The organism is Mesorhizobium sp. B2-9-1 (genome assembly GCF_006439455.1).
In the GTDB taxonomy this organism is placed as follows: domain Bacteria; phylum Pseudomonadota; class Alphaproteobacteria; order Rhizobiales; family Rhizobiaceae; genus Mesorhizobium.
Genome location: NZ_VFTP01000021.1, coordinates 1 through 14717 on the forward strand (window position 1 = coordinate 1; position 14717 = coordinate 14717).

Annotated in this window: 14 protein-coding genes; 4 read left to right on the top strand and 10 right to left on the bottom strand. The window is 63.6% G+C overall.

Annotated features, from left to right (window positions below; all coding sequences use genetic code 11):
- Nucleotides 1-17 precede the first annotated feature (17 nt).
- Entirely contained in the window at nt 18-914 is an 897-nt protein-coding gene (locus FJW05_RS24375) for a LysR substrate-binding domain-containing protein (protein ID WP_140636366.1), read from the bottom strand.
- Between the two features lie 117 nt (nt 915-1031).
- Here FJW05_RS24375 and FJW05_RS24380 point away from each other — a divergent pair, with 117 nt between their 5' ends.
- Nucleotides 1032-1322 (top strand): muconolactone Delta-isomerase family protein, encoded by a 291-nt coding sequence (locus FJW05_RS24380; protein WP_140636368.1) that lies wholly within the window; start codon nt 1032-1034, stop codon nt 1320-1322.
- A gap of 29 nt (nt 1323-1351) precedes the next feature.
- Here the strand turns inward: FJW05_RS24380 and FJW05_RS24385 are convergent, their stop codons facing one another.
- Both FJW05_RS24385 and FJW05_RS24390 read right to left on the bottom strand, forming a co-directional pair.
- Nucleotides 1352-2059: a hypothetical protein gene (locus FJW05_RS24385; protein ID WP_140636370.1), complete on the bottom strand. Its 708-nt coding sequence runs from the start codon at nt 2057-2059 to the stop codon at nt 1352-1354.
- 484 nt (nt 2060-2543) lie between these two features.
- Nucleotides 2544-2726: a hypothetical protein gene (locus FJW05_RS24390; RefSeq protein ID WP_140636372.1), complete on the bottom strand. Its 183-nt coding sequence runs from the start codon at nt 2724-2726 to the stop codon at nt 2544-2546.
- A 368-nt stretch (nt 2727-3094) separates the two neighbouring features.
- Between FJW05_RS24390 and FJW05_RS24395 the strand changes: the two genes are divergently transcribed.
- Complete coding sequence (locus FJW05_RS24395) at nt 3095-3877, top strand: glucose 1-dehydrogenase (protein ID WP_140636374.1); 783 nt, start codon at nt 3095-3097, stop codon at nt 3875-3877.
- Nucleotides 3878-3907: 30 nt separating this feature from the next.
- Here the strand turns inward: FJW05_RS24395 and FJW05_RS24400 are convergent, their stop codons facing one another.
- From FJW05_RS24400 to FJW05_RS24415, 4 genes are all read right to left on the bottom strand, one after another.
- Nucleotides 3908-4390, bottom strand: coding sequence for a DoxX family protein (locus tag FJW05_RS24400; RefSeq protein WP_140636376.1), 483 nt, complete (start codon nt 4388-4390; stop codon nt 3908-3910).
- A gap of 248 nt (nt 4391-4638) precedes the next feature.
- Entirely contained in the window at nt 4639-5100 is a 462-nt protein-coding gene (locus FJW05_RS24405) for a tetratricopeptide repeat protein (protein ID WP_140636378.1), read from the bottom strand.
- A gap of 31 nt (nt 5101-5131) precedes the next feature.
- Nucleotides 5132-6103, bottom strand: coding sequence for an MBL fold metallo-hydrolase (locus FJW05_RS24410; protein WP_140636380.1), 972 nt, complete (start codon nt 6101-6103; stop codon nt 5132-5134).
- Between the two features lie 323 nt (nt 6104-6426).
- On the bottom strand, nt 6427-6648 hold the full coding sequence (locus FJW05_RS24415) for a DUF680 domain-containing protein (protein WP_140636382.1): 222 nt from the start codon (nt 6646-6648) through the stop codon (nt 6427-6429).
- Nucleotides 6649-7068: 420 nt separating this feature from the next.
- Here FJW05_RS24415 and FJW05_RS24420 point away from each other — a divergent pair, with 420 nt between their 5' ends.
- Both FJW05_RS24420 and FJW05_RS24425 read left to right on the top strand, forming a co-directional pair.
- Entirely contained in the window at nt 7069-9606 is a 2538-nt protein-coding gene (locus FJW05_RS24420) for an EAL domain-containing protein (protein ID WP_246673629.1), read from the top strand.
- Nucleotides 9607-9808: 202 nt separating this feature from the next.
- Nucleotides 9809-10804, top strand: coding sequence for a transporter (locus FJW05_RS24425; protein ID WP_140636386.1), 996 nt, complete (start codon nt 9809-9811; stop codon nt 10802-10804).
- A gap of 4 nt (nt 10805-10808) precedes the next feature.
- On the opposite strand, the gene FJW05_RS24430 is transcribed toward FJW05_RS24425, so the two are convergent.
- The 3 genes from FJW05_RS24430 to cimA all read right to left on the bottom strand — a co-directional run bounded on the left by FJW05_RS24430 (nt 10809) and on the right by cimA (nt 14558).
- On the bottom strand, nt 10809-11495 hold the full coding sequence (locus FJW05_RS24430) for a glutathione S-transferase family protein (protein WP_140636388.1): 687 nt from the start codon (nt 11493-11495) through the stop codon (nt 10809-10811).
- A gap of 62 nt (nt 11496-11557) precedes the next feature.
- A complete protein-coding gene (gene rarD / locus FJW05_RS24435; protein WP_140636390.1) occupies nt 11558-12487 on the bottom strand; it encodes an EamA family transporter RarD in 930 nt (309 codons plus the stop codon).
- A 454-nt stretch (nt 12488-12941) separates the two neighbouring features.
- Nucleotides 12942-14558: a citramalate synthase gene (cimA, locus tag FJW05_RS24440; protein WP_140636391.1), complete on the bottom strand. Its 1617-nt coding sequence runs from the start codon at nt 14556-14558 to the stop codon at nt 12942-12944.
- Nucleotides 14559-14717: the final 159 nt, after the last annotated feature.

Below are 14717 nucleotides of genomic sequence, written 5' to 3' on the forward strand. Positions count from 1 at the left end.
CCTACTACCCTACTCCCCTACTCCCCTACTCCCCTACTTACCGCGTCCCTCAAATCCCCAATCACCGCCCTCCCATCATTCCGCCGCCATGCCAGATGGATCGACACGCTGCGCTTGAACCATGGTAGGTCGCGGAAGACGATGCCGGGCGGCGCTGTGGAGCGCAGGCTTTCCTGTACCGTCGCCAGGCCCATGCCGGCGCTGACAAGGCCAAGCGAGGTCAAGGGATCGGCGGTCTCATAGGCGATATCGGGCATGAAACCGGATTCGGCGCAGGCCGCCAGGAATTGCGCGCGGTTGGTGTCGCCGGGCTGGCGCACGACTGTGATCCAAACGCGGCCGTTGAGATGGCCGGGCGCGATGTCGGCGACATCGGCGAGCGGATCGCCTTCCGGGACTGCAAGCACCAGCGGTTCGCGCCGCACCAATATGCTCTCAATATCCGGATCGCCTTGCGGCGCCGGCGCATAGACGAAACCGAGGTCGAGGACGCGCTGCCTCAGATCTTCGAACTGCGCCGCCGTCCGCCGGCTACGCAACTGCAGATGAAAATCCGGCCGCGCGCGGCGGAAATCCCGCAGCATGTCTGCGACCAATCCGGAATGCACCGCGCCCTCGACATAGCCGATGGCGAGGCTGCCTGTGGCGCCGCTGGCAAGGTTGCGGCCGAGCTCTTCCAGCCGCGCCGCATTGGCGAGCAACCCGCGGGCTTCGGCAAGGAAGGCCCTGCCCTCGGCGTTAAGGTGAACGCGCTGCTTCGCCCGCTCGAACAGGGTGACCCCCAATTGCTCCTCGAGCTGGATGATCTGCCGGCTCAAGGGGGATTGCGAGATGTGCAACTGCTCGGCGGCGCGGCCGACATTGCCGGCTTCGGCGACGGCGACGAAATATCTGATCTGGCGTAGGTCGAGCATTTTCCGCTCCGGGGCTCAAGTCCTGTCAGGTCTCAACTATAGCTTAATCAGTCTTGGACGGTCTTGATATCCCAGTGCGATATTTCGAGGCACCAACCGGCCACAAAGGAGATCGCCATGCAGTTCTTTGCCCTTCTCACCCGCAACACCCAGAAGTTCAGTGATGCCGATTTCGCGCCGCTGCTGCCGCCCGAGTCCGAGCAGCGCAAGACGCTCTACGTCCAAGGCGCCGTGCGCCAGATCTGGAACCGCGGCGATGTTCCCGGCAGCGGCATGATGTTCGAGGCGGCAGACGAAAAGGAGGTGCGCGGCCACCTTGCCATGCTGCCGCTGATCGAGGCCGGCATGATGGACATCGCGGCGATCGTGCCGCTCAACCCTTATCCGGGTTTTGGACCGAAGCGGTGAAGCAGCTGCGGCGGCCCACCTGACAGCGCCTACCCGCGACCGAAAAGACGACTGAAAATGCCCGGGCGCGCGCCGCTGTAGCGCTCGGGCAGAGGGCGGGTGAGCAGGAACTGTTCGTGGCCCTCGACGGTCTCGGTACCGCGATAGCTGCATTGCAGCGACCTTGCCAGCGGAACGATTTCCTTCAGCACGGAGCCGAAACCCTCGCCGTCGATCGGCACGTCCTTCGCCATCCTGAGCTCACGCGAGACTATCTCCAGACTCAAGAAGCGGTAGCCGCGCTTTTCAAGCTCGGCGCGCAGCTTCGCCAGAGAAGACTCGGCGCCCCAGAACTCGAAGCGTGTCGGCCGGATGCGGGCATTCGCGGCGATTTCCAGCCGGAGGTCGCCTATCGCCTCGGCGGGAAGGATGAGCGGCGCCAGCGCGGCAAGCGAATGCTGTTCCAGCGTGAGCGGAAAGGCCAGCGCCTCGGCGGCGTTGCCAGCTATCTGTTCGAAACCGGCGATGTCTTCGGTCGTAAAATAGAAATCGCGGCCGCCCGCGCCATGCTGTTCGGCGATATAACAGGCTGGGCAGTTTGCAGTAGCCAGATCCTGGCAAAGCTTTTCGAGGAAAGCGTAGCTTCGCTGCGACCCGTTGGGCGTCAGCAGAGTGTCACGCGCCGTCAACTCGTCTGCGCGCGGCGTGGGCTTCAGGCGCAGGATCGGCAGCGAGGCGGCGGCCCGCAGCAGCGCCATGTTCACCCGCGTATGGATGAAGAGCTCGCCGCCATCGGGGCGGTAGCGTACCAGCGCGCGATGCGGTTCCGCCTCGCGGATGACCTCTTCCGTCTCATCGTCCGAGACCTGTTCGCCGGTGACCGGAAATTGAAGCAAAGTCATGCGATCGCCCCAAATCGCGTTGATCGAGCCATCCTGCCAGTTTGTTGCGACCTAGCCTAGATGCCTCACGGCCAAGCGTCCTGCATCGCGTTCACCGACAGCCAGGCCATCGCAGGAAGCGCGACGAGCAGCGCCAGCCGCATCCCCGCGGATCGCGCTTGGTCGGGCTCGTCGCGCTGAAGCCGGCGCCAGATCTGGAATGCCGCGGCGAGAATGAGCAGCGCATAAAAGCCGGCGCAGGGCCAGCCGCAGCCTTGCGGAATGCGCCTCAGCGCCTCGGGCTACGCTGGCGGGACGGCACGGATAGCGTTCCGCGGGCCAACGGACCGCCAGCCGAAGCCTAGCGGCGATCCGGCAGCAACCGCAGGACAAAGCCCACTATGAGACCGAGGACGAAGCCCAGCGGGCCGGTGATGAAGATGCCGAGCAGCGGACCCTGGTTTGCCTCCGGCGTGAAGATGACCGGGCCGACGAAGCCACCGAGAAAGCCGATCACACCCAGGATTGCACCCCATTTAAGCATCGTTCCCCCATAAGCCTGCGACGACCGCAAGCAATTCTCGCGTGAAATCAAGCCAAGTATTAGCTCCATCTCAGTCAACTGCACAGGGAGGGGCGCCTTGCGCCGGTGCGCAAGCAATTCGGGGACAGTTTATGACATATCCCCCACGATGATAGACCACGCCATACCGCACCGACTAATTGCCAATGCGGCACAGCCCGATTGTTAGTCCGATTTATCAGATGAATCGGTTGAATGGAGCCGGGCTTTGCTGCTAGCTGTGAGAGGAAGAATTCCGGCGCCCCTGCTCGGCAACACCTTGCCGTTGGCCGGGGCCCACAAGGCCTTCGCGCTGGCCAGCGACAAACCGCAATCGATGAAGGTGCAAATTGCGTTCGACTGATTATCTCGGCCGCCTCTTCGGCCTCGAAGGCCGGCATGCCTTCGTCACCGGCGCCAGCCGCGGGTTGGGCCTAGCCTTTGCGGAGGCGTTGGCTGCCGCGGGCGCGCGCGTCACCATCGGCGGCCGCAAGGCCGACGAGCTGAAGGCCGCCGGCGACCGTTTGCGCGCCGAAGGCCATACGGTGGCGGAGGCGGTTATCGACGTCACCGACACGCAGTCGGTCGACGCGGCAATCGCGGCGAGCGAAGCCGGCACCGCGCCGATCGACATATTGGTCAACAATGCCGGCATCCAGCGCCGCGCGCCGCTCGAGACCTTTTCCGACGCCGACTGGGATGCGCTGATGGCGACCAATCTCGACGGCGTGTTCAAGGTCAGCCGCGCGACGGTCAAAGGGATGATTGCGCGCGGCAAGGGCGTGATCATCAACGTGTCGTCGGTGCAGAGCGCGCTCGCCCGGCCCTCGATCGCGCCTTACGCGGCAAGCAAGGGCGCCATCACCATGCTGACCAAGTCGATGGCCGGCGAATGGGGCCAGCATGGCGTGCGCGTCAATGCCATCGCGCCGGGCTATTTCAAGACCGAGCTGAATGCAGCATTGGTTGCCGACGAGAAATTCTCCACCTGGCTCGCCGGCCGCACGCCGATGCGGCGCTGGGGCGATGTCGCGGAACTGGCGGGCGCGGCGGTGTTCCTGGCTTCGGATGCGGCGAGCTTCGTGACCGGGCAGACGCTGCTGGTGGATGGCGGGATCACGAGCGTGTTGTAAGGCCGCCCTCACATCACGCGGACCCGCGCTTCAAACCGGCGGGCTCGTCTCCCCCACTGACAGATGCCGCTCGACGGGCGGGTGAATCTTGGTATCCTTCGAGAACCCAGCCAGCACCCTGTCCACCGACAGCCCACCCGCGCCGCTGAGCGCCAGGATGAACATGCCGCCGGCAATGGCCAAGTCCTTCTCAAAATGCAGCAACTCGTTCTGGCTGGCGAAGTTGGTGTGGAAGAGGCCGGCTGTCATCAGGCAGAACAGGCCGAGCCCGATCGCGCCCAGCCGCGCCAGGATGCCGAGCGCCACCGAAAGGCCGGCGCCAAGCTGCAACGCGATGGTGGCCAAAAGCAGCGGCGTGCTGACGCCGAGCGCGGCCATCGCCTTCTCAGCACCCTCGAAATGCGTCGCCAGCTGCAGACCCTCATGCACGAAGATCAGCGACAACAGCAGCCGGCCGGCAAGCAGGACGACGTCGCTGGCGTGAAGTTTTTCGGCGAGTTCGATCGGTGTCATGGTCGGCTCCAGTCTTTGGAAACAGGCAGTTTGGAAAATGGGCGGTCGCCCGTGTCCACGCAGGTGCGCTCGATGTTGAAAGGTCGGAGCCGGCGCGAGGGAGAGGAACGCCGGCTCCGGTTTTCGGGCGCTACCGCCGTGGCGCCCAAAAATCGGTACCTATGGGGGCCAGATCGGTGCCAGGCCCCCTCTCCGGCCGCTTCGCGGCCACCTCTGCCCCACGTTGTGGGGGCGAGGAACAGGCTGAGCTACTTCGTCACCTTGGTGGCGATCGCCTGCTTGAGGTCGGCAAGCTCCTCGCAGCCGGCCGGGCAGAGCTTTTGCAGCGAGGCGAGCTGCTGGTTGGCCTTGGCCATGTCGCCGGTCTCGATATAGAGCTCGCCCAAATATTCATGCGCGGCCTTGTGGTCGGGCTGAAGCTCCAGCGCCTTGGTGTAGTAGGTGAGCGAGGTCTGGTAGTCGCCGGTCTTGCGCAGCGTGAAGCCGAGCAGGTTGTAGACGTCGGCCTGCTGGGTGTCCTGCGCGAGGTCGCGCAGGTCGGCAAGCGCGCCCTTGTAGTCCTTGGCCTCGATCTTGGCTTTCACCGCCGTCAGGTCCGGCGCGTCGGCGCCTTCGATGTCGTCCACGGCATAGGCCGGAACGGCGATGGCGATCGGGGCCGCCGTCAAGACCGCAATGGCACCGAGCACCGCGAAAAGTGCGTGTTTCATTGTAGTTGTCGCTTTCTGTTCAGGATCCGATTCAGATCTGGGTTGGGGTGAAAGCGTAGGCATTGCCGTCCTTGACGAAGCTGCCTGTGCCGGGGAACGGGAAGTGGGAGCCGCAGATGCGGACGTTGTCGGCGATCACCTGGTCGACGATCTTGTGGCGCGTGGCGATCGCCATCGGCCCGTCCTGGTCGTAGGCGCCCTGCCATTCGGGATGCGGGGCGAGCAGCGCCGGCACGTACATGGTGTCGGCCGAGACGAGGAACTGCTCGGAGCTGGCATCGACATGGTAGACGGAATGGCCGGGCGTGTGGCCGGGCGCCGCCATGATGCGGATGCCGGGCACCGCTTCAGTGCCGTCGTCGACCAGCTTCCAGTTCTTCCATTTCGGGAAGTTCTCGACGATGCGCTTGCCCGCCGGCTTGCGGCCCTCGGGCAGCTTGGCCAGCCGGCTCGGATCGGTCCACCAATTGTACTCAGTGGCGTTGACGATCAGCTCGGCATTCGGGAACACCGGATTGTTGGTGCCCTTTTCCATCAGGCCCCAGACATGGTCCGGATGGAAATGCGAGATCAGAACAGTGTCGATCGCCTTGTAGTCGATGCCGGCCGCCTTCATGTTGGCCGGCAGATGCGTGGCGTTGGCCTGCCATTGGCCCACGCCGGAGCCGGCGTCCATCATGATGGTGCGGCCGTTCATCTTGAGCACCACGACGGTGAGCGGGATCGGCATGAATTCCGTGGTCAGCCCCGCCTTGGCGAGCGCCGCCTTGGTGTCGTCGACCGACACGTCCTTGATGAACGCCGGGTCGTGCGGCTTGCGCCAGATGCCGTCATAGACCGCGGTGACTTCGAGCGAGCCGACCTTGTATTTGTAGAAGCCTACCAGCGGCTCGACCGGGGTTTCGGCGTAAGCCGCGGGCGCGAATTCCAGCTTGCCGGCAATGCCGAAGGCGGCAGCGGCCGCGGCGGATCCCAGCACCATGCGACGCGTCATGTTGAACATCGGAAATCTCCTCTAATGGCTGCGGGTTGTTTCAAGTTTCATGCGGTATGAGAGAATGGCGGAGGGCTCGGTGCTGCCCTCCGCCGAGACTGCGGAAACCGGCACCGACCGGTCCGACTGAAGACCGACCGGCGCCGAGGAGATCAGGACTTCTGGTTTCCGACCCGGCGAGGCGTGCCTTCCCCGCCGCGATCAGAACCCTTCGCCCCGAGCTCCGGAGCGAGGACCTTCGGTCCCGCCTGGGATCGGGACCTGCGGTTCTGACTCCTGGGCGAGGACCTTCGGTCCCGCCTGGGATCGGGACCTGTGGTCCCGACTCCTGCTTAGTGACCCCAAATGCCCTGGCCGGGCTCTTCCGCAGCAATCCTGGCCGCCGGCTTCATGGCGTGGCGGGCCATTTCGGGCCTCACGATGGAAGCGGTGGTGGTGGTGTCGACGACGGCAGCCTGCTGGCCGCCATTCGTCCAGGAGAAGTGGTCGCTGCCGGCAAAGGCGCTGCCGGTGGCAACCAGGATGGCGACTGCGGCAAAGGCGGTTCTGTTCATTTGCGTATTCCTTCCGGGTTGGTTGATGCGTGCCTTGGGAGGATGGCCTCGCTACAGCCAAGACCCCGAGGGCCCCGGCTTTATTCCCGGGGGCGGAAAGAATTTTTTGGAGGCAACGGAAGATCGCGATTTTTGCGCGATGAACGGCCCGGTTAGCCGGCGTTAATCATGGCTTGAGTTTGTTGGCTCAAGGCAAGCCTCCAGGCCGCGAATGGCGCAACTTGAGGCGGGCATGGAAGTTCTAATTTAAGCACTTTCCTTTAACTCCGATCGACGGCGCGTCGTCCTCCGATCGACAGAGCGTCGCCCAGGAAAGCTATTCGGGTTGAATTGACCGCGACAAATTTCAACATCGGTCGTATCAGGCAGGCCGTTTTCTCTTCCGCCAACGTGCCGGCGGCGATTGCCTTCGTCGTGCTCATGATCTGCGCGATCTTCGTCGACCAGCAGAACAAAACGGTTTCCGATCAACTCACGCGCGCCGACGTCCTCTACAAGGTCAATATCATCCGCGCCAAGCTGGAAGGAAACATCAACGGCAATCTCCAGCTGGTTCAGGGCCTCGTCTCGGCCATCGTCACCGAGCCCTATATGGGGCAGCAGAGATTTGCCTCGCTGGCCGCCAATCTCTTCAAGCAGAAATCGCAGCTGCGCAACATTGGCGGCGCGCCCGATCTCGTCATTTCGCTGATGTATCCGATGGAGGGCAACGAGAAGGCGATCGGGCTCGACTACCGCAAGAACGAGGCGCAACGCTTGGCGGCGCTTAGGGCGCGCGACCAGCGCATATCGGTGCTTGCCGGTCCCGTCGACCTCAGGCAGGGCGGGCGCGCCTTCATCGGCCGGATTCCTGTCTTCGTGCCGACAGCGGGGGGCGGCGATCGCTTCTGGGGCCTTGTCTCGGCAGCTATCGATATCGATCGGCTCTACGCCGCAAGCGGCCTCACCGACCCCGGTCTCGACATAGATGTGGCGCTTACCGGAATGGATGCGCTTGGCGGCGGTGGCCAGCGCTTCTTCGGTGGCGCCGACATCGTCAAGAACAATCCGGTAACGGCAGAAGTGCAGCTGCCGTTCGGTTCCTGGCAGATATCGGCAGTCCCCAAGGGTGGTTGGCCGGCCGTGCCGAAGAACGAGCGGGTCTTGCAGGCGCTCATGGCGCTCGCCGCTGTGCTGGTGGTGCTGCCCATACTGGTGGCCGGACGGCTGTTCGGCGAAAGGCAGAAAAACTATGCCGAATTGAGGCGCCTGTCCGGGAGGCTGGAACTGGCTCTGGAGGCTTCAGGGATCGGCGTGTGGGAGCAAGACCTCGTCACCGACGAGCTGCTGTGGGACGATCGCGTCAATGAGATCTACAGCAAGCCCGCGGATGGGAAGCCGCGCGGCTATGACGACTGGGCACTGGCGATCCACCCCGAGGATATCGCACGGGCACAGCGCGAGTTCGACCTTGCCGTGGCTGCAAAAGGTCCCTACTCGTCGCAGTATCGACTGCTTCGCCCAGACGGCACCGTCCGCCATGTGCGGGCGCGTGCAAGCTACTTCCAGGACAGCGACGGCACGCCGAAGATGGTCGGGGCCGAGTGGGACGTGACCAGCGACGTTCTGCTCAACGAGAATCTGGTGCGTGAACGGCAATTGTCGGAATCGAAGAATGCCGAACTCAAGACCGCCAAGGCGCGCATCGAGCATGTTGCGCTGCACGATTCGCTAACAGGCCTGCCCAATCGCCGTTATCTCGACGAGATGCTGGCCAATTCGCCCGAGGATCGCACTGCGCTGCTGCATCTCGACCTCGACCGCTTCAAGCACATCAACGACACGCTCGGCCATGCGGCGGGCGACGCCATGCTCATGTATGCCTCGAAGGTCATCAAAGCCAACGTCCGGGCAGGCGACTTCGTGGCGCGCATCGGCGGAGACGAGTTCGTTGTAGTGTGCCAGGGGCGCGATGACAATGAACTCGCCGCGCTAGCGGACCGTATCATCGAAGAAATGCGCCAGCCCGTCGACTATAAAGGCCACCAATGCCGGTTCGGGGTCAGCATCGGGATTGCGGCGCTTAGCGGCGTCGATGCAAAGCAGCTGCTGGTCAATGCCGATCTCGCGCTCTATCGAGCCAAGAGCCGCGGTCGCAATCGTTATGAGTTCTTCAACGAAGAGCTGCAGAGCGAGATTGTCAGGACCAAGCAGACCGCGGACGAGATCCTGGGCGGGCTGGAGCGCAACGAATTCATCGCCTACTACCAAGCACAGTTCGATGCCAAGACCCTCGAGATCGTCGGCGTCGAGGCGCTGGCGCGCTGGCGCCATCCACGACGCGGCATCCTCGCCCCCGACATCTTCCTCAAAGTGGCCGAGGAATTGAACGTGGTCTCGCTGATCGACCGCACGATCCTCGAACAAACGCTGGAGAATTTCCAGTGCTGGTCGCGCGACGGTCTCAACATCCCGCGCTTTTCCGTCAACGTCTCGGCACGAAGGCTGGAGGACAAAGACCTGATCAACGGCCTGCGCAAGCTGCCGATCAAGGAGGGAACCGTCTCATTCGAGCTCGTCGAATCGATTTTCCTGGACGAAAATGACGAGCTTGTCGCTTGGAACATCGAGCACATCAAGGAACTCGGGATCGACATCGAGATCGACGATTTCGGCACGGGCCATGCATCCGTCGTCAGCCTGCTCAAACTGCAACCGAGCCGTCTCAAGATCGACCGGCAGCTCGTCACGCCGATAACCGGTTCGGCGGCGCAGCGGCGGCTGGTGTCGTCAATCATCGAAATCGGCAAATCGCTCGGCATCGGCGTCGTGGCGGAAGGCGTCGAGACGATGGAACATGCGCGCATCCTGAAGGACCTCGGCTGCGACATCCTGCAAGGCTACGCATTCGGGCGCCCGATGGACGCAAAATCCTTCAGGACCTTCGCCATATCGCGCAAATGGCTGGCCACGGCATAGGTGGACGAAGCGAGCTGCCGTTTGACCGCACCGCCGCCGGCCGCGCGGGGTGTTCAGCAAACGAGCATACGATAGGACAGCCCTGCCGAGAGTGACAGCAGCTGCAGTCATCAAACTGTCACACCAGGCGGCAACCTCCATGGTAGGTTTGCCGTAGCCGTCCCCGCGACCCCTGACCGCATCAAGAGCCGGCGAAGCCGCCATGAACATCGCCCTCCCCGCCGAAGGCACCGACCTCTCGCCCTATCTGCCGGACGAGCACGGGCTGTTCTTCATCTACCATTTCAAGGCCGACGGCAGCCGCACCAAGAATCCAGCGGAGGCGCATTGGAGCTGGCGCAGCTACCAGATCACCGACATGCGCGCCCGCCAGGAGATCGGCGCCGAGCAGGCCCTGCCGGCGCCGGTGCGCGATGCCTTCCTGTCGCCCAGCCATGGCTGCCAGATCGATTTCGAGGACGACTTCCTCTATGGCGACCTGCCCGACCTCAGGCACGATTTCGCCGAGGCGCGCGGGCTCACGCATTTCCGCTTCGCCTTCAACGACAGGATGCTGGTCGGCGCCCGCAAGCAGCCGCTGGAATCGGTCGACAAGATCCGCAAGCTGGTGGAGAGCGGCACGCGAAAATTCCGCACACCAGCCGAGCTGATCGAGGCGGTGATGGGCCAGTCGCTCGACGGCATGGCGGCCGAGCTCGACAAAATGGGCGACACGCTCGACGGCATCGAGGATCGCATCGTGTGCGATGCATGGCACAATGAGCGCCAGGCGCTGGTCGACGCACGCCGGCAGCTGGTGCTGATCCACCGGCAGATGGCGACGCTCACCAGCCTCTTCCGCCATCTCGACCATTCGCATCGCAACGAACTGCCCGACCCCATCAACGACATGGCGACCAGGCTCTCGCACCGGGCGCACACGCTGCATCACGACGGCGAGCAGTTGCAGGCGCGCACACGCCTGTTGCAGGACGAGCTGATGGCGAAGCTGACCGAGCAGTCGAACCAGCTGCTCTATATCCTCTCCGTCATGACGGCGGTGCTGTTGCCGATGACCATCATCTCCGGCCTGTTCGGCATGAATGTCGGCGGATTGCCGCTGGTCGGCACGCCGCTGGGATTCTGGGTGGTGACGGCGATCTCGGTCGTCATCGCCGGCATCATCTATATGTTCGTGCGACGGCTTGGGCGCGTGTAGCGCTTCAAGCGGTTGCCCGCAAATCCTCGACGACGGTGCCCGCTGCACTGATCTCCGCGTCATGGCCGGATTCGCGCCACGTCTCGGCAAGCGCGGACGCGTACCATTCGCGCATGGCCGGCAGGTCGAGCAGCCGTTGCGGGTAGGCAGCTGCCGCGCCTTCGAAAGTCAGGCCGTAGGACTGTGCCCTGAACGCGATGGGAGCGAAGAATGCATCGACGGCGCCGAAACGGTTGCCGGCCAGGAAAGGTCCGCCGAAACGCGCAAGACCGTCGTTCCACAAATCTCCCATGCGGAAGATGTCGTGCTTCAGCGCGCCGGACATCGGCAATGGCGCGACGCGCACGCCGCAGCTCATCGGGCAGTTATTGCGCATCGCGGTGAAGCTCGAATGCATCTCGGCGGCGGCCGAGCGCGCCCAGGCACGCGCTTTTGCGTCCTCCGGCCAGACGCCCTGGTGGCGTTCGGCCAGGTATTCGACGATCGAGAGCGAATCCCAGACCGTCCAGCCGTCATCGACAAGGCAGGGTACCCGGCCGTTAGGCGAGAATTGTCGGTAGAGGTCGAAACTCGATCCGCTCGGGAACGGCGTCAACCGCTCCTCGAAAGGAATGTCGAGGACGCGCATCAGCAACCATGGCCGCAGCGACCAGGACGAATAGTTCTTGTTGCCAATATGCAGAACGTACATCAGGACCCTGCCCTGTTTGATGCAACCCTAGACGGAAAACTGTCTCGAACTTTCCCTGGAAGTTACTTTATCGCGGGCGCCGGCGAGCGAAGCTCACGGCCCCTGAACATCGACCAGCTATACATCGCCAGCGCCGTCCAGATCAGCGCGAAGGCGATCGCCTGCGTCGTGCCGAACGGTTCATCGAAGATCAGCACGGCGATCAGGAACACCATGGTCGGCGCGATATATTGCATGATGCCGATGGTGGACAGGCGCAGCAGCCTGGCGCCGAAGGCAAACAGCAGCAACGGCACTGCGGTGACGGGACCGCAGCCGATCAGCAAGGCCGCGTCGGCACCGGTGCTGGAGATGAAATGATCCTGGCCGGTGGCGATCAGGTAGACGATGTAGCAAAGCGCCGGCACCGACAGCAGCAGCACTTCGAGCAGGAAGCCCTGGCTGGGGCCGATCGGCAGCGTCTTGCGGAAGAAGCCGTAGGCGGCGAAGGAGAAGGCGAGCGCCAGCGACACCCAGGGCAATTTGCCGGCCTCGATGGTGAGCACCGCCACCGCGATCGTGGCCAGCGCCACCGCGGCGATCTGCAGCCTGTCGAGCCGCTCGCCGAGCAGCACTGCACCGACCACGACGCTGACCAGCGGGTTGATGTAATAGCCAAGCGCGGTCTCGACAGTGCGATCGACCGCGATCGCCCAGACATAGATGCCCCAGTTGATCGAGATCAGCACCGCCGTCAGCGCCGCCATGGCAAGGCTTTTCGGCGAGCGGATCGCCGCCTTGAAGTCTGCCGTGCGGCCGGCCCAGATGAGCACCGCCGCGGCGATCGGCACCGACCAGACGACGCGGTTGGCGATCACCTCGGCAAGCGGCAGATGCGCCACCGCCTTCATGTAGAAGGGCAAGAGCCCCCAGAGGAAATAAGCGCCGAGCGCCAAGAGAAAGCCGCGCCGGGTCTTGGCATCCTGATCGAGATCGGCTGTAGCGGTGACCATGGCCAACGCTATGGCCCAGCGGACCGCCCAAGACCATCACAAAATTATGATGGATCAACGGAGTTTTGGTGATGGTTCAAGGGGGTCGCAATTCCTCGCCCCACGGAGTGGGCTACGGCATGCACCCATTTCCAAGCGGCTGATCTTTGGCGATAGCGTGCATGGCAGCTTGGAGCATGCATTGTCCAATGTAGCGCTGGTCGACCCCCACTCCGTCTCGGCTTCGCCGAGCCACCTCTCCCCCGATCGACGGGGTAGAGGAAAGGCGCCAAGCTTTCAACGCTCGTCCAGCAACACTCCCTTCCTTTCCCTCCGGAGGGGGGAAAGGTGGCGCTGCGAAGCAGCGACGGATTGGGGGAACCACCTGGCAAACAAGCCTCGGCCTGATCAGTCGCGCCAGTCACACAAGATGTGTGCATAGCGTAGCCGCCTTCGCGGGGGCGAGGAAGGAGTTCTACTCCGCCGCCACCAGTCCTGCCATCTCGCGGTTCTTCATCAGCTTGTAGACGATCGAATCCATCAGCGCCTGGAAGGAGGCGTCGATGATGTTTTCCGACACGCCGACCGTCCACCAGCGGGCTCCAGTAGAATCGTGCGATTCGACGAGAACGCGAGTGATGGCCTCGGTGCCGCCGTTGAGGATGCGCACCTTGAAGTCGGCGAGCTCCAGGTCGACGATCTCGCTCTGGTACTTGCCGAGATCCTTGCGCAGCGCGATGTCGAGCGCGTTGACCGGGCCATGGCCTTCGGCCACCGACATCTTCTCCTCGCCGTCGACCTCGACCTTCACGATCGCCTCGGAGACGGTCTTCAGATTGCCATTGGCATCGAAGCGGCGCTCGACCATGCAGCGGAAGGAGGTGACGTTGAAGAACTCCGGCAGCCCATGCAGCATCTTGCGGGCAAGCAGCTCGAAGGAGGCGTCGGCGCCTTCATAGGCATAGCCTTCGGCCTCGCGCTCCTTGACCACGGCGATCAGGGAGTCGAGCCGGTGATCGTCCTTGGGCACGTCGATGCCGCGCCGCTTCAATTCGGCGAGAAAATTGGCCTTGCCGCCCTGGTCGGAGACCATGACGCGGCGGCGGTTGCCGACGGCTTCCGGCGGCACATGCTCATAGGTCGCCGGCTCTTTGGCCAAAGCCGAGGCATGGATGCCGGCCTTGGTGGCGAAGGCGGAGGAGCCGACATAGGGCGCCTGGGCTTCCGGCGCGCGGTTGAGCAATTCGTCGAAGGCGCGGGAGAGCCTGGAGATTCCGGTCAGCGCCTCGGCCGAAATGCCGGTTACGAAACGATCAGCGAAGGCGGGCTTCAGCGAAAGCGTCGGGATTATGGAGATGAGATTGGCGTTGCCGCAGCGCTCGCCGATGCCGTTCAGCGTGCCCTGGATCTGGCGCACGCCGGCCTCGACCGCGGCGAGTGAATTCGCCACCGCCTGGCCGGTATCGTCATGGGCATGGATGCCGAGATGATCGCCCGGGATGCCCTGCGCGATCACCTTGCCGACGATTTCGCGCACTTCCGAAGGCTGCGTGCCGCCATTGGTGTCGCACAGCACCACCCACCGCGCGCCGGCATCGTAGGCGGTTGTGGCGCAAGCCAGCGCGTAGTCGGGATTGGCCTTGAAGCCGTCGAAGAAATGCTCGCAGTCGACCATCGCCTCCTTGGCCGAAGCGACCGCCGCCTCGACCGAGGTCTTGATCGAGTCCAGATTCTCCTCGTTGGTGCAGCCGAGCGCGACGCGCACATGATAGTCCCAGCTCTTTGCAACGAAGCAGATGGCATCCGACTTCGACTGCACCAGCGCCGCCAGCCCCGGGTCGTTGGAAGCCGAGACCCCTGCCCGCTTGGTCATGCCGAAGGCGACGAATTTCGCGCTCTCAGTCCGTTTCTTCTGGAAGAACGTCGTGTCGGTCGGGTTGGCGCCCGGATAGCCGCCCTCGACATAGTCGATGCCGAAGTCGTCGAGCAGCTTGGCGATCGCGATCTTGTCCTCGACGGAAAAGTCGATGCCCGGCGTCTGCTGGCCGTCGCGGAGAGTCGTGTCGAAGAGGTAAAGGCGTTGCTTGGTCATGGCTGTAGCTCGAAAGGCTGCGATCCTTCGCGCCCCCCTCTGTCCTGCCGGACATCTCCCCCATTTGGGGGGAGATCAGCCGTCACTTCCGCTTTCGCCAATTTCCAGCGTTGCAGGAGGAGCGGCAGAGCCGAAGCTGCCAATCTCCCCCCTTGTGGG